General features: G+C 65.2%; 16 protein-coding genes. 6 read left to right on the top strand and 10 right to left on the bottom strand.

Annotation, left to right across the window (positions count from 1 at the left end):
* Nucleotides 1–128 precede the first annotated feature (128 nt).
* Genes dapF through miaB form a run of 3 tightly spaced genes read right to left on the bottom strand, consistent with a single transcriptional unit; the run spans nt 129 to nt 3,470 of the window.
* A complete protein-coding gene (dapF, locus tag ABF648_RS05855) occupies nt 129–971 on the bottom strand; it encodes a diaminopimelate epimerase (protein ID WP_415631357.1) in 843 nt (280 codons plus the stop codon).
* A 40-nt stretch (nt 972–1,011) separates the two neighbouring features.
* Nucleotides 1,012–1,962: a tRNA (adenosine(37)-N6)-dimethylallyltransferase MiaA gene (gene miaA / locus ABF648_RS05860; RefSeq protein ID WP_415631358.1), complete on the bottom strand. Its 951-nt coding sequence runs from the start codon at nt 1,960–1,962 to the stop codon at nt 1,012–1,014.
* The gene (gene miaB / locus ABF648_RS05865) at nt 1,959–3,470 is read right to left on the bottom strand and encodes a tRNA (N6-isopentenyl adenosine(37)-C2)-methylthiotransferase MiaB (protein WP_415631359.1); all 1,512 of its coding nucleotides are present in this window, start codon (nt 3,468–3,470) and stop codon (nt 1,959–1,961) included. The genes miaA and miaB overlap by 4 nt, the downstream gene beginning before the upstream one ends.
* A 165-nt stretch (nt 3,471–3,635) precedes the next feature.
* Here miaB and ABF648_RS05870 point away from each other — a divergent pair, with 165 nt between their 5' ends.
* The 4 genes from ABF648_RS05870 to ABF648_RS05885 all read left to right on the top strand — a co-directional run bounded on the left by ABF648_RS05870 (nt 3,636) and on the right by ABF648_RS05885 (nt 7,150).
* Nucleotides 3,636–4,424 (top strand): amino acid ABC transporter ATP-binding protein, encoded by a 789-nt coding sequence (locus tag ABF648_RS05870; RefSeq protein ID WP_415631360.1) that lies wholly within the window; start codon nt 3,636–3,638, stop codon nt 4,422–4,424.
* An 87-nt stretch (nt 4,425–4,511) separates the two neighbouring features.
* Complete coding sequence (locus ABF648_RS05875) at nt 4,512–5,384, top strand: glutamate ABC transporter substrate-binding protein (protein ID WP_415631361.1); 873 nt, start codon at nt 4,512–4,514, stop codon at nt 5,382–5,384.
* A gap of 216 nt (nt 5,385–5,600) precedes the next feature.
* On the top strand, nt 5,601–6,284 hold the full coding sequence (locus ABF648_RS05880) for an amino acid ABC transporter permease (RefSeq protein WP_415631362.1): 684 nt from the start codon (nt 5,601–5,603) through the stop codon (nt 6,282–6,284).
* Complete coding sequence (locus ABF648_RS05885; protein WP_415631363.1) at nt 6,281–7,150, top strand: amino acid ABC transporter permease; 870 nt, start codon at nt 6,281–6,283, stop codon at nt 7,148–7,150. The genes ABF648_RS05880 and ABF648_RS05885 overlap by 4 nt, the downstream gene beginning before the upstream one ends.
* Before the next feature lie 28 nt (nt 7,151–7,178).
* Here the strand turns inward: ABF648_RS05885 and ABF648_RS05890 are convergent, their stop codons facing one another.
* Nucleotides 7,179–7,727: a regulatory protein RecX gene (locus tag ABF648_RS05890; RefSeq protein ID WP_415631364.1), complete on the bottom strand. Its 549-nt coding sequence runs from the start codon at nt 7,725–7,727 to the stop codon at nt 7,179–7,181.
* Nucleotides 7,728–7,729: 2 nt separating this feature from the next.
* Entirely contained in the window at nt 7,730–8,776 is a 1,047-nt protein-coding gene (gene recA, locus ABF648_RS05895) for a recombinase RecA (RefSeq protein WP_415631365.1), read from the bottom strand.
* Nucleotides 8,777–9,451: 675 nt separating this feature from the next.
* Here recA and ABF648_RS05900 point away from each other — a divergent pair.
* Nucleotides 9,452–9,646 (top strand): DUF3046 domain-containing protein, encoded by a 195-nt coding sequence (locus ABF648_RS05900; protein WP_415631366.1) that lies wholly within the window; start codon nt 9,452–9,454, stop codon nt 9,644–9,646.
* 258 nt (nt 9,647–9,904) lie between these two features.
* Nucleotides 9,905–14,704: a DEAD/DEAH box helicase gene (locus tag ABF648_RS05905; protein ID WP_415631367.1), complete on the top strand. Its 4,800-nt coding sequence runs from the start codon at nt 9,905–9,907 to the stop codon at nt 14,702–14,704.
* Here ABF648_RS05905 and ABF648_RS05910 read toward each other — a convergent pair whose 3' ends face one another.
* The 5 genes from ABF648_RS05910 to ABF648_RS05930 all read right to left on the bottom strand — a co-directional run bounded on the left by ABF648_RS05910 (nt 14,705) and on the right by ABF648_RS05930 (nt 20,458).
* Complete coding sequence (locus tag ABF648_RS05910; RefSeq protein ID WP_415631368.1) at nt 14,705–15,001, bottom strand: helix-turn-helix domain-containing protein; 297 nt, start codon at nt 14,999–15,001, stop codon at nt 14,705–14,707.
* A 101-nt stretch (nt 15,002–15,102) separates the two neighbouring features.
* Complete coding sequence (locus ABF648_RS05915) at nt 15,103–15,627, bottom strand: CinA family protein (RefSeq protein WP_415631369.1); 525 nt, start codon at nt 15,625–15,627, stop codon at nt 15,103–15,105.
* Nucleotides 15,620–16,267, bottom strand: coding sequence for a CDP-diacylglycerol--glycerol-3-phosphate 3-phosphatidyltransferase (gene pgsA, locus ABF648_RS05920; protein ID WP_415631370.1), 648 nt, complete (start codon nt 16,265–16,267; stop codon nt 15,620–15,622). Before pgsA ends, ABF648_RS05915 begins: the two co-directional genes overlap by 8 nt.
* On the bottom strand, nt 16,264–17,730 hold the full coding sequence (gene rimO, locus ABF648_RS05925; protein WP_415631371.1) for a 30S ribosomal protein S12 methylthiotransferase RimO: 1,467 nt from the start codon (nt 17,728–17,730) through the stop codon (nt 16,264–16,266). The genes pgsA and rimO overlap by 4 nt, the downstream gene beginning before the upstream one ends.
* Before the next feature lie 70 nt (nt 17,731–17,800).
* Entirely contained in the window at nt 17,801–20,458 is a 2,658-nt protein-coding gene (locus ABF648_RS05930; RefSeq protein ID WP_415631372.1) for a DNA translocase FtsK 4TM domain-containing protein, read from the bottom strand.
* Between the last annotated feature and the right edge of the window lie 271 nt (nt 20,459–20,729).

Consider the following 20,729-nt stretch of genomic DNA (forward strand, 5'->3'; position numbering starts at 1 on the left):
CTGCTCTGTGTCGTGCTCGTCTCGAGGTGCGCTCATCGTCCTACCAGACTGGCACATCGACGGACCGCTCCCAAGGCGCGCCACAATCCTGGGTGACGAGACGGTGTGGGAATGCGCGCGGAGAGGGTTCAGCGCCGTGGCCTGTCAGGCAGCAGCACCGTTCCCGTGGCGACGATGACCGCCGGCCCGATGAGATGGGCAGTGTCTCCGTCGATCTCCACGTCGAGGTCGCCTCCCGGCACTTGAACGGCGAAACAGCCGTCCTCGCCCAGCCGGCTCGCCTGGGCTGCTGCGGAGGCGACAACCCCGGTGCCGCAGGACAGCGTTTCACCCGAGCCCCGTTCGTGGACGCGCATCTGCAGGAAATGACGATCCACCACGTGCACGAACTCGACATTGGCTCCGGAGGGGAAAACCTGTGGATCAACCACCGGTTGGGCCGGCACCTTCAGTTCCGACAGGTTCACCTCATCAGGCAGCAGCACGACTGCATGCGGATTTCCCACATTCACCGAAATGGCCTGGAAAACCTGACCGGCAAGGTTCACAGCGGTGGTCCTTGGTGCGACCTGCACCATGCCGAGATCGACCATGAAACGGCCATCGCTCAGTTCGGTGACATGGTGGACGCCGGCGCGGGTGGCAATGTCCATCTCCGGATTGTTCACATAGTCCTGGTCGAGCAGGAATCTGGCGTAGACACGAAGCCCGTTGCCACACATTTCAGCGATCGAGCCATCGCTGTTGCGATAGTCCATGAACCACAGACCGGGATCGCCCTCCCATTCGGGCATGAATTCGGCTTTCACAGCCCGGATCACCCCGTCGGCGCCGATGCCGCGCCGCCGGTCGCACAGGAAGCGCACGTCATCGGCGCTCAGCGGCGTGGAGTTGGTGCGATCCCTCAGGAGGATGAAATCATTCTGCGTCCCGTGCCCCTTGGAAAAACCCCACGATCTCATGTCTGCCATCCTTGCATCCAGACACGGCCCTGAAATCCTGTCCGCCGTTTCAGCCCGTCATTTCGAGTTCGGCCAGGATACGTGATACCAGATCCGGGTCCTGTGCCGGCAACCAGCAGATCCGGGAATCCCGGCGGAACCATCCGAGCTGCTTGCGTGCGAAGCGCCGGGTGCGCTCGATGGTGGCTGTGATCGCCTGGTCAAGGGTCACGTCGCCATCGAGCATGGAAAGCACTTGGCGGTAGCCCAACGCACGGCTGGCAGTGACCCCTTCCCTCAGGCCTTCGGTCTCCAACTCCCGGACCTCGTCGACGAGGCCCTCGTCGAACATCGCCCGCACCCGGGCGGCGATCCTCTCGTCCATCGTCTCCCGTTCCAGTTCCAGGCCGAATTGGTGCACGTTCTGGAGCAGATAGTGGGTGGGCGGCAGACCGGGTGTGAAGTGGCCGGTGATGTCGAGCACCTCAAGTGCCCTCACGACGCGGCGGGAGTTGCCGGGCAGGATTGCCGCTGCAGCCTGGGGCGCACGCTCAGCGAGCTTGGCGTGCAGCGCCTCGGGCCCGATTCTGTCCAATTCCGCCTCCCACCTGCTGCGGATTTCCGGATCGGTGCCAGGAAATTCGAAGTCGTCCATCACGGCCCGGGTGTACAGCGACGAACCGCCCACCAGCAGCGGGATCACTCCCCTGTGCCGCAGCTCCGCAATGGTCTGACGTGCCAGCACCTGGAACTGGGCCACGGTGGCGGTCCTGCGGATATCGAAAATGTCCACCAGGTGGTGGCGCACCAGAGCCCTCTCGCCGGCAGTTGGCTTGGCTGTCCCGATGTCCATGCCGCGATAGATGGCCATCGAGTCGGCGTTCACGATCTCGGCCGGCGTGCCCAACTCGGCAAGTCCCAGGGCGAGCCGCACGGCCAATGATGACTTCCCCGATGCGGTGGGGCCGATGATCACCACCAGCGGCGGCACCGCCGCTGGTGCGTCGAATTCTGGTGTCACGAGCGGGTGGGGACTGGAGGCACGCCCAATGACACTGTCCCGGGCGCCGCTGACCCGGCGGGGATCGGATCGCTGCCGGGCAGCCGTGTGCGGGCCGCCCAGGCATCACCGCCTCGAGTCCTTCGCAGCCCGCGCAACGGCGAGTCAGCGACCAGATGGTGCGGTGCGCCATAGGTGATCTGCACCTCGCCCATGTCCCCGGGGCGGGGTTGTGACTGCGGATCGTCCGGCAGGGCGACGTGCACCAACCGGTTGTCCCGCGCCCGGCCTGAAATCCGTTCACGGATGCCGTCCTTGCGGCCACCGCCGTCGGTGAACAGCACCTCGACCGTGGATCCGACCAGCGCCGTGTTCTGCCGCCAGGAGATCTCCTCCTGCTCAGCGACCAGGCGTTCGTAGCGTTCCTGCACGATCTCGGCAGGCACCTGATGGGGCATCTCGCCCGCCGGTGTCCCCGGCCGGATCGAGTACTGAAAGGTGAAGGCGCTGGCGAACTGCGCCTCGGCGACGACATCGAGGGTGTCCTGGAAGTCCTGCTCCGTTTCCCCCGGGAAACCCACGATGATGTCGGTGCTGATCGCGGCATCCGGCATCGCGGCGCGCACCCGATCCAGGATGGACAGGAATCGCTTCGACCGGTAGCTGCGGCGCATCGCCCGCAGCACCTCGTCCGAGCCGGATTGCAGTGGCATGTGCAGCTGGTGCATCAACGCTGGGGTGTCCGCCATGGCGTCGATGACATCGTCGGTGAACGACGCCGGATGGGGGCTGGTGAAACGCAGCCGCTCCAGCCCGTCCACCTCTCCGCAGGCCCTCAACAGCTTTGCGAAGGCACCGCGATCGCCGAACTGTACGCCATAGCTGTTGACGTTCTGCCCCAGCAGGGTGATCTCGCACACACCCTGGTCCACGAGCATCCGCACCTCGTTGAGGATGTCACCGGGGCGCCGATCAGTTTCCCTGCCGCGCAGCGAAGGCACTATGCAGAAGGTGCAGGTGTTGTTGCATCCGACACTGATCGAGACCCACGCCGAATAGGCCGACTCGCGGTGCGTCGGCAGGTCGGACGGAAAGTTCTGAAGGGCCTCGGTGATCTCCACCTGGCTCTCCTGGCGCACTCGCGCCCGTTCCAGCAGGGTCGGCAGGGAGGCCAGATTGTTGGTGCCGAAGACGACATCCACCCAGGGCGCCCTGGCAACGATGGTCTCGCGATCCTTCTGTGCCATGCATCCGCCGACGGCGATCTGCATGCCCTCGCGCCGCTGCTTGACGGAGGCCATGTGCCCGAGATTGCCGTAGAGCCGGTTGTCGGCATTCTCGCGGACGGCGCAGGTGTTGAAGACGACGACATCGGCTGTGGTGTGCTCGCCGTTGTGCGGCTCGGGCGCCGCCACATAACCGGCGGACTCCAGCAGGCCGCTGATCCGCTCGGAGTCATGGGCATTCATCTGGCAGCCATAGGTGATCACCTGATAGCTGCGGGAGTGAGGGCTGCTCGAGGGGGACATCCCTGACGGTTTCTGCGGGAGCGGGGAGTTCGACATGGCTCAACCATGGTAACCCGAGTGAAATGGCTGCCATCAAGCCATGATTCGCTCTCAGCATGCCGCAAGCGCCGGAAAACAGCGCGCAAAAAGCTCCTCACAGACAGCTGTGCCGCAATAGAGTGAGCCATGGCTGATCAGCAGACCGCTCCCATGAACGGTGCGCCGCCCGACCCGGGCACACCGACGATCGTGGAACTGAAGAAGGTCAACAAGTCCTTCGGCGACAAGCAGGTGCTCTTCGATATCGACCTGTCCGTGCACTCCGGTGAGGTCGTCGTCGTCCTCGGCCCGTCAGGTTCCGGCAAGTCGACCATGTGCCGCACCATCAATCGGCTGGAAGCCATCAACTCCGGCGAGATCAGGGTGGACGGCCAGTTGCTGCCCGAGGAGGGCAAGGCTCTGGCGCAGCTTCGCGCCGAGGTGGGCATGGTCTTCCAGAGCTTCAACCTGTTCGCCCACAAGTCGGCTCTGGAGAATGTGACCCTTGGCCCCATGAAGGTGCGCAAGATGTCGAAGTCCAAAGCGGAAGAGAAGGGCATGGCCCTGCTGCGCCGGGTCGGCGTGGAGGACCAGGCCCACAAGCTGCCGGCCCAGTTGTCCGGCGGACAGCAGCAACGTGTCGCGATCGCTCGTGCACTGGCGATGGATCCCAAAGTGCTGTTGTTCGACGAACCCACCTCGGCGCTGGATCCCGAAATGGTCAACGAGGTACTCGACGTCATGACCGATCTTGTCAGGGCGGGCATGACCATGATCGTGGTGACCCACGAGATGGGCTTCGCCCGGCGCGCCGCCGACCGGGTGGTGTTCATGTCCGACGGACGCATCGTCGAGCAGAACGATCCCGACAGCTTCTTCGACCATCCGCACACCGCGCGCGCGAAGGATTTTCTGTCGAAACTGCTCACCCACTGACCAGCTCGATTTCCCCTCTGAATACCACCATTTTGGCGAGCACCTCATCCCCAGTCATGGCTCGTCGGTACAGGAAAGGAAACAACGATGTCACCTCATAGCCGAGCACGTCGCATCAAGCTCGCAGCAGCTGCCGTCATGGCCGTGGTGCTGACGAGCACAATGGCCGCCTGTAGCAGCAACTCGTCTGGCTCATCATCCTCCACCGGCTCCGCCCAGGGACGCATCTCCATCGGCGTCAAGGTCGACCAGCCCGGCACCAGCCTCAAGGTGGGCAGTGAAATCAAGGGCTTCGACGCCGATGTGGCCCGCTATGTCGCTGACCAGATGGGTTATGCGCCCGGCCAGATCGACTTCAAGGAGGCCGTGTCCGCCCAGCGCGAGACGATGATCGAATCCGGTCAGGTCGACTTCATCGTGGCGACCTATTCCATTACCGATTCCCGCAAGCAGCGCGTCGAATTCGCCGGACCCTATTTCGTGGCCGGCCAGGACTTGCTGGTGCGTCAGGACGACAACTCGATCACCGGTCCTGACAGCCTGAACGGCAAGAAGCTGTGCTCGGTCACAGGGTCCACCTCGGCCCAGACGATCAAGACCAAGTACGCCTCCGGAGTGGACCTGCAGGAGATGGACTCCTATTCAAAGTGCGTCCAGGCCCTGGCAGGTGGCCAGATCGATGCCATCACCACTGACAACGTGATCCTCGCCGGCTATGCCGCGCAGCCGCAGTACCAGGGCAAGCTCAAGTTGGTCAATCACCCATTCACCACCGAGAACTACGGCATCGGCCTGAAGAAGGGCGATGCCGCCAGGTGCACGGCCATCACCGATGCGCTCACCAAGATGATCAGCTCCGGTGAGTGGCAGAAGTCTGTGGATGACAACCTCAGCACGGGCGGATTCTCCGTCGACAAGGGCACCAACCCGCCGACGCCGACACCCAACTGCGGCGTCTGATGACCGGCCGGTCGGGGTGAATGCTGGCTCATCCCGACCGACCACGGGCAGTCTGCGGGCCACGGATCGCTCAGTCATGACATGGCGTGACCGGCCCACTCGGCGCCAGCCTTCTGATTTTCGTTCCGCTCATCCCACGTGGACACCTGCGCGGGCATTCCGTATTGGACACCACCTGCTTGCTCGGGTGCAGCTGAGGAGAAAGCGAGGGACAAGATGAGTGAACTGCTTGAGCTGTTCAACCAGTTCCACATTCTCGATGCCTTCTGGATGACCATCAAGATTTCGTTGCTCGGGATGGCGGGAGCCCTGGTGATCGGCATCGTCATCGCCATCATGAGGGTGAGCCCGATCTCGGTCTTCCAGATCTTCGCCAAGGTATATGTGAGCCTGTGCATCAATCTGCCACTGACACTGGTGGTCTTCTTCGCCTTCTTCGTGATGTTCCTGCTGCTCGGAGTGCATCTTGCGCCGCCGGGTTCCCGCAATGCCACAGAGGCCTTCATGTGGGGCGTCGTGGCGGTCGCGGTGTATCACAGCGGATTCGTGGCGGAGGCCATTCGTTCGGGCATCAACACGGTGCCGATGGGCCAGGCCGAGGCGGCCCGGGCCATCGGGTTGACCTTTGGTCAGACGCTCACCCAAGTCGTGCTGCCGCAGGCCATGCGCGGGGCAATCTCTCCGCTGGGCACCACGGCCAACTCGCTGGTGAAGAACACCACGGTGTTGGCCACTATCGGAGTCGCCGAGGCCAGCTACCAGATGGCCAACATGATCGAATTCCGTTCGGACGCGCTGTACGCGATCTTCTTCATCATGGCGGCCGGCTTCGTCATCCTCACACTGCCGCTCAATGTCTTCTTCACCCGGCTCGCCAACAGACTGGCGGTGACACGATGAGTGACACACAGTCCGTCCTGTTCGATGTGCCGGGTCCCAAGACCCGGCAGCGCAATCTCATCATCGGAATCATCGGCGGGGTGCTCATCGCGGCCCTGCTGTTGGCACTCGTGTGGGGGCTGCGGGAGCAGCTGGCACCGCAGAAATGGGAACCCTTCACCGACCCCGAGACCTGGACGGCCTATCTGGTTCCTGGTCTGCTCGCCACGCTCAGGGCAGCAGCGATATCGGTGGTCGCGGCAACCATCATCGGCCTGCTGCTGGGCCTTGGGCGGCTCTCGCAGGTGAAGCCACTCTCCTGGGCGTGCGGCGTATTCGTGGAGTTCTTCCGCTCCGTACCGGTGTTGATGATGATGATCTTCTCCTACTACGCCTTCTTGTCCACCGGCCTGTTCAGCGGCGACATGCTCTCCTTCATGGGCGTGGTGACCGGCCTCACCGTCTACAACTCCTGTGTGATGGCTGAACTGCTGCGCGCCGGGGTGCACGGGTTGCCCTCGGGTCAGCGCGAGGCGGGGCAGGCCATCGGCCTGATGCATGGCCAGGTGCTGCGTTCCATCCTGCTGCCCCAGGCGATCTCGGCGATGCTGCCGTCACTGGTGAGCCAGCTGGTGATCATCTTGAAGGACACGGCGCTGGGCTACATGATCACCTATCCCGAATTGCTGCGTTCGGCGCAGTACATCGACGCGGTCTACGGCAATCTCGTCGTGGGCTTCCTGATCGTCGCTGCCATCTTCTACATCCTCAACTGGTCCCTCACCAGGCTCGCCCATGGGTTGGAGTCGTGGCTGAGGAACCGGCGCATCGCACCGGTGGAAATGGGTACTGCCGCCACCATTCTGGAGGCCGCCGACACGAAATGACGCCCGGCACAGTGACTCGGCGCTGGGTTCAGGCCTGTTCGACGGTCTCATCCAGCACTTGACTGACCACGGCGACCACCGTCGACGAGGGATAGCCCTTGCGGGCCAGAGCCCCGGCCAGGCGCCGGAAGGCAACCTCCCGGTTGACACCGTGCATGCGTGATGCCCTGACACGGCATGCCGTCAGGGCAGTCTCATGCTCCTGATCGGTGTCGATCTGGTCGAGGACCGCCGAAATGAGATCGTCGCTGATCGCCTTGGACCGCAGCTCCTGGGCCAAGGCGCGCCGTGACAGTTGTTTGGTGCGACGACGGGAATCCACCCAGGCTGCGGCGAATCGCGCGTCGTCGACAAGCCCCACGGCCTCCAGCCGGTCGAGCACCCGCCCGGCCAGCTGCGGATCAGCCCGGCGCCGGCGCACCAGGTAGTCCTGCAGTTCACCGCGGGAGTAGTCCCGCTGCTCCAGGCGGCGCAGCGCGATCTCCCGGGTGAATTCGAGTGGGTCGACATCGGGGTCGGCGCTGTCAGCGTCCTTGGGGTGGCGGGAATGACGAGATCCCCACGAGTTGTTCCCCATGCTCAGAGCTGCACTTCCCCGGTCTCAGGATCGACGTCCTCTGGCATATCGGGATCGGCGACCAGACCCAGCGCAATCCGGATCTTGTCGTCGATCTCCTGGGCGATCTCTGGGTGGGAGATGAGGAAGCCTCGGGCATTCTCCCGGCCCTGCCCGAGCTGATCCTCACCGTAGGTGAACCAGGCTCCCGCCTTGCGGATGATTCCGGCATCGACGCCCATGTCGAGAATGCTGCCCTCACGGCTGATTCCCTTGCCATAGAGGATGTCGAACTCGGCCTGCTTGAAGGGCGGGGCCACCTTGTTCTTCACGACCTTGACCCTCGTGCGGTTGCCGACGATGTCGCCGCCATCCTTGAGCGCCTCGATCCTGCGGATGTCGAGGCGCACCGATGAGTAGAACTTCAGGGCACGTCCACCTGTGGTGGTCTCCGGAGAGCCGAACATGACACCGATCTTCTCGCGCAGCTGATTGATGAAAATCGCCGTGGTGTTGGTGGTCTTGAGCGCACCGGTCATCTTTCGCAATGCCTGGCTCATCAGGCGGGCTTGCAGCCCCACGTGGTTGTCACCCATCTCACCCTCGATCTCGGCACGCGGGGTGAGGGCTGCGACGGAGTCGATGACCACCAGTTCAAGAGCACCGGAACGGACCAGGGTGTCCGCGATCTCCAGCGCCTGTTCGCCATTGTCGGGCTGGCTCACCAGCAGGGCGTCGGTGTCGACGCCCAGGGCGTGGGCGTAACCCGGATCGAGCGCATGCTCGGCATCTATGAATGCGCAGATGCCGCCTTCGGCCTGGGCATTCGCGATGGCATGCAGAGCAACGGTGGTCTTGCCGCTCGATTCTGGCCCGTAGACCTCCACGATGCGCCCACGAGGCAGCCCGCCGATACCCAGTGCGATGTCGAGCGCCACTGAACCGGTAGGAATCTTTTCGATCTGCACATATGCCTGGTCGCCCAGCCGCATCACCGAGCCCTTGCCATGTGCCTTCTCGATCTGCGCGAGGGCCGCCTCCAGCGCCTTCTCACGATCTGCAACAGCCATGTCGTGTCCTTTCCTCTCGTCGGTTGGGAACCGATAGGTCGTCCTCTGATGCTTTGACTGTAGGAGTGAGGTCTGACATTTTTTCACTCAGTTTGTGGCGGTGGACGAACCGTTTCCCCGATCCACTGTATGCGAACACGCGTTCGAAGCGAATCGGACGCGCGGCACCATCTGCCCGTATCCTTCCGGCATGGGATCCTCCGATGGCTTCGGGCGCCGTCGCAACGATCCAGGCGACACTGCGACGCAGCGGGACGCCGTCCTGGACCGCCATGCCTGAAGACAACGCTGGGGCGAGGACGCGTTGTGTGCGCAGGCGCGGCAGGCTGTCCTTCCTGGACTCCTGGACAGAGACGATGCGATTCAACGGATGCGCGACACCATTCGAGCTGGATGAAAACGATCCGAGACCCGCGCAGATCGTGGCTGCGATGTGGTAACCCAGGGCTGAGGAGTTGAGCTGGTCCGGCACCTCGGACTGGGATCGGCCAGAATCGGCGTTCGAGAATTTGAGGAGTCGATTCCCGGCAGCGCGAACCGGGCCTGGAGTTCCTCAATGCGTGTCCACCTGACGGCAGGTGTGGGAGGGCCATGTACGACCAGCTGCCTGGGATGCTCGAGACCAGTCGAAACCGCGCTCGGTGCGGCGTCAACCCTGCCGACTAGGCTGGCGGGGTGCGCGAAACCGAATTCTGGCGGCGGATGACCCACCAGCTCGGTGACGGCTATGCGCGGGTCTGGGCAGACCAGGTCGTGCTGTCCGAGCTCGGTGACCGAACTGTGCTCCAATCCCTGGACGACAAGATCGCCTGCAAGACCATCTGGCACGCAGTGTGGCGATTCTTGGAACTACCCGACAAGGAACTGTGAACGGCACAGTGCCGGCGATACAGGCCATGGGATGGGCATCGGGTTGGCCGTTCGCGACCACTGGGGCGCCATGCGGGTCGAGACCATGTGACTCCGGACTTCGTGGATCACGACCACGTGGAGAGCGATCCAGCGACGGAAGCAACAGGCGCCAAGTCGGCTTGGTTCGGAAATTCCACGGTGCCCATGGCTCCAGTCCCCGGAAATGCAGCGGCGCGGATCTCCACATTGTCAGTGCCACCGGGAAGACTTGCAGCCATGAGGACGAGTGAACCCACCCCTGGGGCAGCCGAAGCCCTGGCGGGCTTCGGAACGGCAACCCGGCGCTGGTTCACCGATGTCTTCGACGCACCCACCCCGGCCCAGGTGGCGGCATGGCAGGCCATCGGCTCCGGTGACAACGCCCTCGTCATCGCGCCCACGGGTTCCGGCAAGACATTGGCCGCCTTCCTGCACAGCCTTGACAGCCTCACCCGTGCCGGACACGATCAGCCCGCCCTGGTCGGCGCCGGGAAGGAACCTGGTCCGCCGGCCGGAGTGAAGATCCTGTACATCTCGCCGCTCAAGGCTTTGGCGGTGGATGTGGAGCGCAATCTTCGCGCCCCGCTGCGTGGCATCGCGGCAACCGCCGAGCGGCTGGGGCTGCCCTCCCCTGAAGTCAGCGTCGCGGTGCGCTCCGGTGACACGCCCGCAGCCGATCGGCGACGCCTCCTCAGCCATCCACCCGACATCCTCATCACCACCCCCGAATCTCTGTTCCTGATGCTGTCCAGCCGGGTCGGGAGCACGCTTCGTGAGCTGCGCACCGTGATCGTCGACGAGGTGCATGCGCTGGCCGGCACAAAACGAGGTGCCCACCTCATGGTGAGCCTGCAACGCCTCGAGGCAATGAGCCGGCACGGCGGCTTCCAGCGCATCGGCTTGTCCGCCACCGTGCGTCCCGCTGACAGGGTCGCGTCGTTCCTGGGCGGACGCCACGCCGTGCGGGTCATCAGTCCCGGCGCAGAGAAGACCTGGGACCTTCAGGTCATGGTGCCCCTCGATGACATGACCGAGCTGAGTGCACCGCCTGCCGAACAGGAACCGGGCGGCTCCGGGCAGCAGAAGTCGATGTGGCCGCCCATTGAGCGAGAAATCCTCGATCTGGTACGCCAGCACCGCTCCACCATCTGCTTCGTGAACTCCCGGCGTTTGGCAGAACGCCTCACCGCCAGACTCAACGAGCTGTACGCAGCCGATCTCGGCGCCGAGTTCGAACCGCATCCGCCACCCGCCCAGGTGATGGCCCAATCGGCCACCACGCACGGGCTGGATGGCACCGAGTTCCCCATCATCGCAAGTGCCCACCACGGGTCGGTCAGCAAGCAACGAAGGGCCCAGATCGAATCCGACCTCAAGAGCGGACGGCTGCCCTGTGTCGTCGCGACGAGTTCCCTCGAATTGGGCATCGACATGGGCTCGGTCGACCTCGTGGTACAGGTGCAGTCTCCGCCCTCGGTGTCCAGCGGCCTGCAGCGCGTGGGGCGCGCAGGCCACCAGGTGGGCGCCGTCTCCCAGGGCTTCTTCTTCCCCACCTCGCGCGGCGACGTCCTGGAGTCCGCGGTGATCTCGCGCCGGATGTCCGAAAGCGCCATCGAGGCGGTCCCGTTGCTGCGCAATCCCCTGGATGTGCTCGCCCAGCAGCTCGTCTCGATGTGCCTGGACGCATCGCCCACCAGCGCGGACCTGTTCGCCATCATCCGCGACAGCGATCCCTTCCGCGAGCTGCCCCGGCCTGTTTTCGATGCCGTGCTCGACATGCTGAGCGGACGGTACCCCAGCGAGGACTTCGCGGAACTGCGGCCGCGGCTGGTCTGGGACCGCACCAGCGATGTGCTGAGTGCTCGCCCCGGTGCCCGCCGGCTGGTCACCACCAGTGGCGGGACCATTCCGGACCGCGGCTTGTTCGGCGTCTTCCTGGTGGGCGAGCAGACCGCCAGCGGCAAGCACGAACCGGGCCGGCGAGTGGGTGAACTCGACGAGGAGATGGTCTACGAGTCCAGGGTGGGCGATGTCTTCACGCTGGGCACGTCCAGCTGGCGGATCGAAGACATCACCGCAAGTCAGGTGCTCGTCTCCCCAGCCCCCGGGCAGCCTGGCCGATTGCCCTTCTGGAAGGGCGACTCCCCCGGGCGTCCCGTCGAACTGGGTGCAGCGCTGGGCCAATCCGTGCGCGAGCTGTCTGGCATGCCCGTCTCGCAGGCCACCGCACGCCTGGTTGGCGAGGGATTGGATGCGCGTGCGGCGTCGAATCTGCTCGCCTATCTCGACGACCAGCGCCAAGCCACCGGCATGCTCCCCAATGATCGCCAGATCGTCGTGGAACACTTCCACGACGAGATCGGGGACTGGCGGATCTGCGTGCACTGCGCCCTCGGCGCCGCAGTGCTGCAACCGTGGGCACTGGTGGTGGAGCAGCGCGCACGGCAGGAGTATGGCGTCGACGTGCACGCCACCGCCACCAATGACGGCATCATCATCCAGCTCCCCGAAACCGACCAGACCGCGCCCGATTCCTCGCTGCTGGAGATCGCCGCCTCCGAGGTGGAGACCATGGTGGGTGAACAGGTCTTCGGTTCCGCGCTGTTCGCGGCCCGATTCCGCGAATGCGCGGCCAGAGCCCTGCTGCTGCCGCGACGCAATCCGGGTCAACGCTCGCCGTTGTGGCAGCAGCGCATCAAGTCGGCCCAGCTGCTCCAGGTGGCGGCCGGTTACCGCGACTTCCCCATCGTCGTGGAGGCCATGCGCGAATGCTTGCAGGATGTCTTCGACCTGCCCTCACTGGTGAGGTTGATGGAGGACATCGCGGCGCGCCGGGTCAAACTGATCGACGTCGAGACCAGTCAGCCCTCGCCCTTCGCCCGGAATCTGCTCTTCGGCTATGTCGGCGAATTCGTCTACGACGAGGATCAGCCACTCGCCGAGCGACGAGTGGCAGCCCTGAGCCTCGACTCCGGAATCCTCGCCGAGCTGCTCGGGCGAGGTGGCGCGCAGGAGATCCTGGATGCCACGGTGGCCGCCCAGGTGGAGGCGGAGTTGCAGTGCCTGGCACAGGATCGCACAGCGACCAGCGCTGAACAACTGTGGGAGATCGTGCGCACGGTCGGACCACTCACCGAGGCCGAGTGCCTGATGCGCAGCGCCACCAGAGCCCCGATGACAATGCCTGATGACGTTGACGAAGGGCCCACCGACGCAGAGAACGGCGCGAGGGAGGATCAAGCCGCAGGCTCACCCCACGACAGGTCAGCAGGCAATGAACATGCCGGCGACGGGACCGCGGACATCGCCCCCGCGCCAGAGACCAAGGCGTGGATCGCCGAGCTGGTGGCCTCCCGCCGGCTGGCCAGGATCAGGGTGGCCGGAGTTCCGATGCTGTGCACCGACACTGATGTGGGCCTGCTGCGTGACGGAGTGGGCATCCCGGTGCCACCGGGCATGGCAGCCCCGCCACCCCGGCCTGCAGCCGACGCTGTGCACGACATCACGTTGCGCTGGGTGCGTCATCACGCCGCGTGCACCAGTACGTCGCTGTGCCGTCGTTTCGGACTACCGCAGGTGGAGGTGCAGACGGCCCTCGACCACCTGACCGGCGCGGGCACCGTGATCGCCGGGCAAATACTGGACAGGTTTGGGGACAGCGGAGCAGGCGACACCGGAGAGAGGGGTTTCGCGGCGCTCACCGGCGATGCCCTGGCCACCCAGTACTGTCACCAGCAGGTACTCACGCTCATCACACGCAGGACCCTGGCAATGCTGCGCCACCAGGTGGAGGCCGTCGACCAGCAACAGTTTGCACGATTCCTGGACAGCTGGCAGCAGCTCAGCGAGCCCACCACCGGCACCGAAACCGGCGGGACGATGCACCCCCCGGCCACCCTCGATGACTTGTTGGCAGTCGCCGATCAGCTCGCCGGCTACCCGATACCTGCCTCGATGCTCGAATCCGTGGTGCTGCCAGCTCGTCTGCCCGGCTACCGTGCGGCCCTGCTCGACGAGGCGTTGGCCACCGGGGAACTGACCTGGGCGGGAGCTGGTGCAATCGGCAGCCAGGACGGCTGGATCACACTGTGGCCAGGTGAAGTACAACCGGCCGAGCCCGCCGGAGAAGCTCCACTCAGTTCCCTGGCCGAGCACCTGCTCGATCGGCTCACTGACGGTGGGGCCTGGCGAGCCATCGACCTTGCCACCCCTGAGTCAAGCCCAGATCAGGTCCGGAACGCGCTGTGGGAGCTGGCCTGGGCTGGCCTGGTCACCACCGACACCTTCACCACAGTCCGCGAGCTGGCAACCCGGGGCAGCCTCAAAAGGCCTGCCAGACCACGGCCCCGGCGCCGATCCATGCACAGGGCCAAGCCCCGCACACAGGCACGTACCGGAGCGCTGTGGTCGGCGGTACGTCATCGGTCGCACGACCCTGCGCTGCTGCTCGACGCACTCGACCTGGAACTGGCCCGTTACGGAGTCCTGACACGGGGAAGTGTCCTCACTGAACCCCAGACCCCGAGCTTCGCCGATGCCTATCGCCTGCTGTCACGAATGGAGGAGACAGGCGTGGTGCGGAGAGGATACTTCGTGTCCGGTCTCGGAGGCGCACAATTCGCCACCCCTGGTGCTGTTGACCATTTGCGGCAGGCGCCCGCGGCTCCCACCAGACTCCTGGCTGCCTGCGATCCGGCGAATCCCTACGGCGCCGCACTGGAATGGCCTGCTACGAATGGGCATCGCCCGGCGCGCAAGGCCGGTGCACTGGTGGTGCTCGCCGATGGCCGACCCGTCCTCTACTTGGAACGCGGCGCGCACACTCTGCTGACATTCGCCGACACCTCGTCCGACGACATCAGCACCGCGCTGGAAATGGTTGGCGATGCCGTTGATCGCGGCGCCCTGTCGGCCGTATTGATCGACCGAATTGACGGGCAGCCTGCTCTCACCACAGACATGCCCGCCCACACATTCACCGACTCCGGCTTCGCCATGGTGCCGCAGGGATACAAGCGCCGCCGCCGGAGCAGTTGATCAGATGACCGCTGGCATCGCCTGACGCCCGGGAACTCGGTGCATTTCCTGCTCTCCCTCGAGCAAAACCATCTTGTCGCTGACCCTCTGGAGGATCTCCGACAGCGGTGCGTGCAAGGCCGCGCAGATGGCGCACAGCAGTTCGCTGGAAGCCTCCTTCTGTCCACGTTCCACCTCGGACAGATATCCAAGGCTCACTCTCGCGGCCAAGGAGACGTCCCTGAGAGTTCTCCCTTGCTTGATCCGACGCTCACGCAATGCTTCACCCAACAGCTCCCTGACCAGTAGTGGCTTCACGGTGCCCTCCCGTCACGCGCCTCCGAGCGAGGCTGAGAACATAACGCATTGAGAGGGTCGTTCATTCCCCGTTCATCTGGATGACAGTTGTCCGGGACGTGTCAGCCCTCACCGAGATTGCGGAGGACAGCATCCAGGGCGTACCGCGTCACAGCATTCCGGATGGCTTCCCGACCACCATGCAATTGCAGGTGAAATGCCTCCGCCCCACCCTGTGTTTCCACGCAGATCCACACGCTGCCCGGCGCCACACCGTCCTGACCCTCCGGTCCGGCGGTGCCCGTGGTGGCCACGCCCACATCCGCCGAGCAGACCCGTCTGGCACCGGCGGCCATCTGGCGTGCGGTCTCCTCGTTGATGACACCATGCTGGGCGACATAGTGGGCATCGACGCCTGCCAAAGAGCATTTCAAGGCGGTGGCGTAGGTTATGAGACCACCTCGGTAGACCGCTGATGAGCCGGGAATGCCGGTCAGCACCCAACCGATGCCACCACCGGTGATGGACTCACAGCTGGCCAAGGTCATTCCGCGTGAGGTCATTCGTAAGATCACCTCGCGGGCAATCTCCGCCATGGGCCGATCCTGGTCGCGAGGCACGGCAACGGCACCGGCCGAATCAGTCACGACCGCGATTCTTGATCTCGTCGTAGTCGACAGGATGACCCGCCTTGAGTGCCGCCCGGCGCAGCCGGATCGCGTCCACCACATAGTCGATGCCGGTGAGCACGGTGAGTGCAAACGCCGCCCACATGATGACCCAGCGCGTCACATAGAACCACTCGCCCAGCCCAGGAAGACCCAGCAGGAAAAGCGTCAGCGCGATGCTCTGCAGTGCCGTCTTGAGCTTGCCGCCCTTCTTGGCCGACATCACGCCGTATTGCAGCATCCGCATGCGGAGCAGAGTGATGCCCCACTCCCTGACGAGGATGATCACAGTCATCCACCAGGGCAGTTCCCCGATGATCGACAGGCAGACGAAGGCCATCCCGGTGAGCGCCTTGTCGGCGATGGAGTCCCAAATCTTGCCGAAGTTGGTGACCTGGTTCAGCGAGCGAGCCAGCTTGCCGTCCACGAAGTCGGTCAATATCGCCACGACGAAGACCACGGTGGACCAGATGCGCCAGTCTTGTTCATGAGGGTGACTGAGCAGCACCACCGCGAAGACCGGCACCAAGACCAGACGGGCGATGGTGAGGATGTTGGGAATGTTCCAGGCGAAGTCGAGGGTGGTCTTTTCCTCGGATGCACCGGGCTGTGTGCTCATGTCCGCAGGACCCCCTCATTCTTGGACCGGCCGGTGACCTCGGCGATGAGATCGACGCCCGTCGTTCCGGTCACCGTCGCCGCAACAATATCGCCCACCACAGGCGAGTACGCACCGCCCGGGCCACCGGACACCACGATTTCGGTTGTGCCGTCCACCTGCGGCCCCTGGTGCGCAGCCCGGCCGACGATGCCCTCGTCATTGACGGATTCGACGAGGACACTGATCGGCTCGCCGACGCGCTCAGCTGCACGCTGGTCGCACAACTCCTCGGCCAGGTCGCTGAAGCGCTCCCGGCGCCGTTCGATCTCGTCCTCATCCAGATGGCCCGGCAGTTCGGCTGCCTTCGTGCCCTCCTCGTCGGAGTAGCCGAAGACACCGACAGCATCCAGCCGGGCCTGGCCGAGGAAGGCGTCGAGCACGTCGAGGTCCTGCTCGGTCTCACCGGGGAAACCGACGATGACATTGGAGCGGATGCCGGCCAGTGGGGCCCGCTCACGGATCGAGGCGATCAGCTCCAGGAAGCTCTCCTCATTGCCGAACCGGCGCATCGCGCGCAGCACCGGCCCGGAGGCGTGCTGGAAGCTCAGGTCGAAGTAGGGCAGCACTTTCTCGGTGCTGGTCATCACGTCGAGCAGGGAGCTGCGCACCTCGGCGGGCTGCAGATAGCTGACCCTGATCCAGTCCAGCCCGGCCAGGCCGGACAGCTCGCCGAGCAGCTTCTCCAGGGCGCGCAGGTCGGCGAAGTCCTTCCCGTAGCTCGACGAGTTCTCCGAGACGAGCAACAGCTCACGCACACCATGGTCCACCAGCCAGCAGGCCTCAGCCACGATCTCGTCGGGTTCGCGGGACAGATAGGCGCCGCGGAAGCTGGGAATGGCGCAGAAGGAGCAGCGCCTATCGCAGCCGGAGGCGATCTTCAGCGGGGCCCAGGGAGAATCGTCCAGTCGCCTGCGCATCACCGGCGGTCCGGATGCCGGAGCAATGCCCCCGGGAAGCTCACCCTGGGGGCCGGGCACCGGACGTCCCTGATGACGCTCCACAGGGGAGATGGGCAGCAGGGTGCGGCGATCACGGGGAATGTGCGGAACGGGCGCATGGCCTGCCAGCACCTCACGGAGGTGCTCGGCAATGCCGGTGTAGGCGTCGAAGCCGAGCACGGCATCGGCCTCGGGGAGCTCCTGGGCGAGCTGGGCGCCGTATCGCTCGGCGAGACAGCCCACCGCCACCACTGCCTGTGGTCCGTCGCCGCCGGTCAGATCGGCGGCCTGCAGGATGGTGTCGATCGAGTCCTTCTTGGCCTGCGCCACGAAGCCGCAGGTGTTGACCACCACTGCGTCGGCGTCTGCGGCGTCGTCGACCAAGGTGAAACCGCCCTGCTCGAGACGGGCGGCCAGCTCCTCGGAGTCCACGTCGTTGCGCGCGCATCCGAGGCTGACCAGATGCACGGTGTTCTTCGTCATGATGACCCAGTATCCCCGACCGCCCGGACGAAGGACTCATCCGAACGGCCGGCTTGGCCGCGGAGCAGCATCACTGGTTCTCGCCGGACAGCCCGGCAAGCACCTCGTCGAGGTCATCGGGCTTGACGAGCACCTCGCGCGGCTTGGAACCCTCGCTGGGGCCGACCACTCCCCTGTTCTCGAGGATGTCCATGATCCGCCCTGCCTTGGCGAAGCCGATCCTCAGCTTGCGCTGCAGCATCGAAGTGGAACCCAGTTGCAGCTCCACGATGTGGCGAGTCGCCTCCAGGACGAGTTCCAGGTCGTCGCCGATGTCCTCGGCTACCTTGTGCTCCCCCGCCGCCGGTGCGGTGACATCGGCGCGGTAGCTGGGCTCCACCTGGCCCTTGACCTTCTCGACGACATCGCGGATCTCCGCCTCGGTGACCCAGCTGCCCTGCACACGCTTGGGATTGGCCGCTCCCATCGGGAGGAACAGTCCGTCGCCCTGGCCCACCAACTTCTCGGCGCCGGTCTGGTCGAGGATCACTCGGGAGTCGGTTGCCGATGAGGTCGCGAAGGCGAGACGAGAGGGAATGTTGGCCTTGATGAGTCCGGTCACCACATCCACCGAGGGACGCTGGGTGGCCAGCACGAGATGGATACCTGCGGCACGAGCCAGCTGGGTGATCCGCACGATGGATTCCTCCACGTCGCGCGGCGCAACCATCATGAGATCGCTCAGCTCGTCGACCACCACCAGTAGATAGGGATACGCGGTGAGTTCACGCTCCGAGCCGGGCGGCAGCTGCACCTGACCGGCGCGCACCGCCTTGTTGAAGTCATCGATGTGCCGGAATCCGAAGGCGGCCAGGTCGTCGTAGCGGCGCTCCATCTCCTGGACGACCCATTCGAGGGCCTGCGCGGCCTTCTTGGGATTGGTGATGATCGGCGTGACCAGGTGGGGGATGCCCTCGTACTGGTTGAGCTCCACCCGCTTGGGGTCGACCAGGATCATGCGCACCTCGTCGGGCGTGGCACGCATCATGACCGAGGTGATCATCGAGTTGACGAAGCTCGACTTGCCGGAACCGGTGGCACCGGCGACGAGCAGGTGCGGCATCTTGGCGATGTTCGCCAGCACGACGCGACCCTGGACGTCCTTGCCCAGGCCCACGAGCAGCGGCTTGTCGGAATTGCGCGCCTGGCCGCTGCGCAGCACATCGCCCAGCGAAACGACCTCCTTGTCCCGATTCGGGATCTCGATACCGATGGCGGACCTGCCGGGAATGGGCGAGAGGATCCGCACATCCGGTGAGGCCACCGCATAGGCGATATTGCGCTGCAGGGCGATGACCTTCTCCACCTTGACACCGGAACCCAGCTCGACGATGTACTGGGTGACGGTCGGGCCGCGAGTGTATCCGCTCACCTGGGCATCGATGCCGAATTCCGCGAAGACCTCCTGAAGTGAACCGACCACATGGTCGGACGCCTCCGTGCGGGTCTTGGGCGCTGTTCCGGCTCTGAGCAGCGCCGGGTCGGGAAGCACGTACTGGACGTCCCCGGACAGCTGCAGCTGCTCGACCCGCGGGGCCACCGGCAGGTGCGCGGGGGGCTCAAGGGTGGCGGGCGTGGCGGCTTCTTCGGGGGCAGGGTCGGCAGATGCCGGTTCCTGGGATGCCGTCCGGGCGGACGCCGGCTGCTGGAAGGCGGTGGGCACGGGGGAAACGTCGGGTGCGGGCTGCTCCGGCTGACCTGAATGCGCTTCAGCGGCAGGTGCCGAGCCGGTGTGCTGATCCTGGCCGGAACCTGTCCGAGCGCCCTGGGCAGCATCGCCGGGGAGGATGCCGGTCGCTGCCGATGAGCTCGGGACGGCTGAGCCGGCGTGGTCCTTCTCCTCGATGATCGGGGTGTCGAAGGCCTCATCCACGCCGAAACGGAGCTTCTCCTGTTCGTGGCTCTCCCGGCGCGCACGGATTCGCTCGCTGGCCGAATCCGCCAGATCCCTGATCTGGGCCACGATCTCGTGGATGGGTCGACCGATGATGATCACCAGTGCGAAGACGGTGAGCACGAAGAGCAGCACCCCGGCAAGCCAGACCGGCATCAGCTGGGTGAGCATCGAGCTGGAGATGTAGCCGAAGACGCCGCCGTGCTGACGCATCAGGTCAGGATCTGCCGGACTCGGCAGCGGGTTCGTCCCGACATTGACCAGGCCGAGCAGGCCCAGGCAGAACAGCGCCCACCCCAGAACCTGGCGCCCGGCCGGGCCATTGCGGCGCGGATCACGCAGGGTCCGCCAGGACACCACACCCAGCAGCACCGGGACAGCCGGGCTCATTGCACCGAACATCCAGGTGACGCACACCTGCAACAGGTGCCCGAGGGTGCCAGGCATCCCGATCCAGAACTGTGCGGCGACCAGCAGCGCAGCGATGAACAGCGCCAACCCGGCGCCGTCGCGGCGCAAGCCGGGGTCCACATCGCGCGCCGAGTGACCGATGCGGCGCACCACGGCGCCCAGAGCATGAGCCATGCCCACCCAGAGCAGAACCAGTCCACGCACCAACGGATTGGGGCGGGGCGCAGCCGAGCTGCCCCTCCGGGTGCTGGAGGGGCGGGTAGATGAAGTCTTCTTCTTGCTTCCGCTCGGTCGCGTCCTCGGACTACGGCGCGAAGAGCTTGAGGCATGCTTCGTGCTGCGAGTTCCGCGAGGCCGCGTCGGGGAAGACGCGCGGGTCGCCATGGTGCGCAGGCTACCTTTCCGGCAGGACACCGGGCCACCTGGCACGCCGCTCGGACGGCATGGCACCGGTGCTCAGCCCCGGTGGAAATGCTCCCATCCGGGCTCGCCCTCGTGGGGTGCACCGTCGACGGTGACGCAGGGGCCTGCCTCGTCGGCCTCCCGGACGGTCCCCCCCCCCCCCCCACCCCCCGGCCACGCCCCCCCCGGCGCCCAGCGGGCCCCGCAGAGGTGCAACCAACCGGGCACACCACCGTCGGAGGTGTGGTTTCAC

Origin of the sequence: Propionibacterium sp. (assembly GCF_047719395.1) — a bacterium.
GTDB lineage: Bacteria > Actinomycetota > Actinomycetes > Propionibacteriales > Propionibacteriaceae > Propionibacterium.

Excerpts from the sequence above, each read along its gene's own strand:
- dapF (WP_415631357.1), bottom strand. The coding sequence starts at position 971 with ATGGCAGACATGAGATCGTGGGGTTTTTCCAAGGGGCACGGGACGCAG.
- miaB (WP_415631359.1), bottom strand. The coding sequence starts at position 3,470 with ATGTCCCCCTCGAGCAGCCCTCACTCCCGCAGCTATCAGGTGATCACC.
- ABF648_RS05870 (WP_415631360.1), top strand. The coding sequence starts at position 3,636 with ATGGCTGATCAGCAGACCGCTCCCATGAACGGTGCGCCGCCCGACCCG.
- ABF648_RS05875 (WP_415631361.1), top strand. The coding sequence starts at position 4,512 with ATGTCACCTCATAGCCGAGCACGTCGCATCAAGCTCGCAGCAGCTGCC.
- ABF648_RS05880 (WP_415631362.1), top strand. The coding sequence starts at position 5,601 with ATGAGTGAACTGCTTGAGCTGTTCAACCAGTTCCACATTCTCGATGCC.
- ABF648_RS05885 (WP_415631363.1), top strand. The coding sequence starts at position 6,281 with ATGAGTGACACACAGTCCGTCCTGTTCGATGTGCCGGGTCCCAAGACC.
- ABF648_RS05890 (WP_415631364.1), bottom strand. The coding sequence starts at position 7,727 with ATGGGGAACAACTCGTGGGGATCTCGTCATTCCCGCCACCCCAAGGAC.
- recA (WP_415631365.1), bottom strand. The coding sequence starts at position 8,776 with ATGGCTGTTGCAGATCGTGAGAAGGCGCTGGAGGCGGCCCTCGCGCAG.
- ABF648_RS05905 (WP_415631367.1), top strand. The coding sequence starts at position 9,905 with ATGAGGACGAGTGAACCCACCCCTGGGGCAGCCGAAGCCCTGGCGGGC.
- pgsA (WP_415631370.1), bottom strand. The coding sequence starts at position 16,267 with ATGAGCACACAGCCCGGTGCATCCGAGGAAAAGACCACCCTCGACTTC.
- rimO (WP_415631371.1), bottom strand. The coding sequence starts at position 17,730 with ATGACGAAGAACACCGTGCATCTGGTCAGCCTCGGATGCGCGCGCAAC.
- ABF648_RS05930 (WP_415631372.1), bottom strand. The coding sequence starts at position 20,458 with ATGGCGACCCGCGCGTCTTCCCCGACGCGGCCTCGCGGAACTCGCAGC.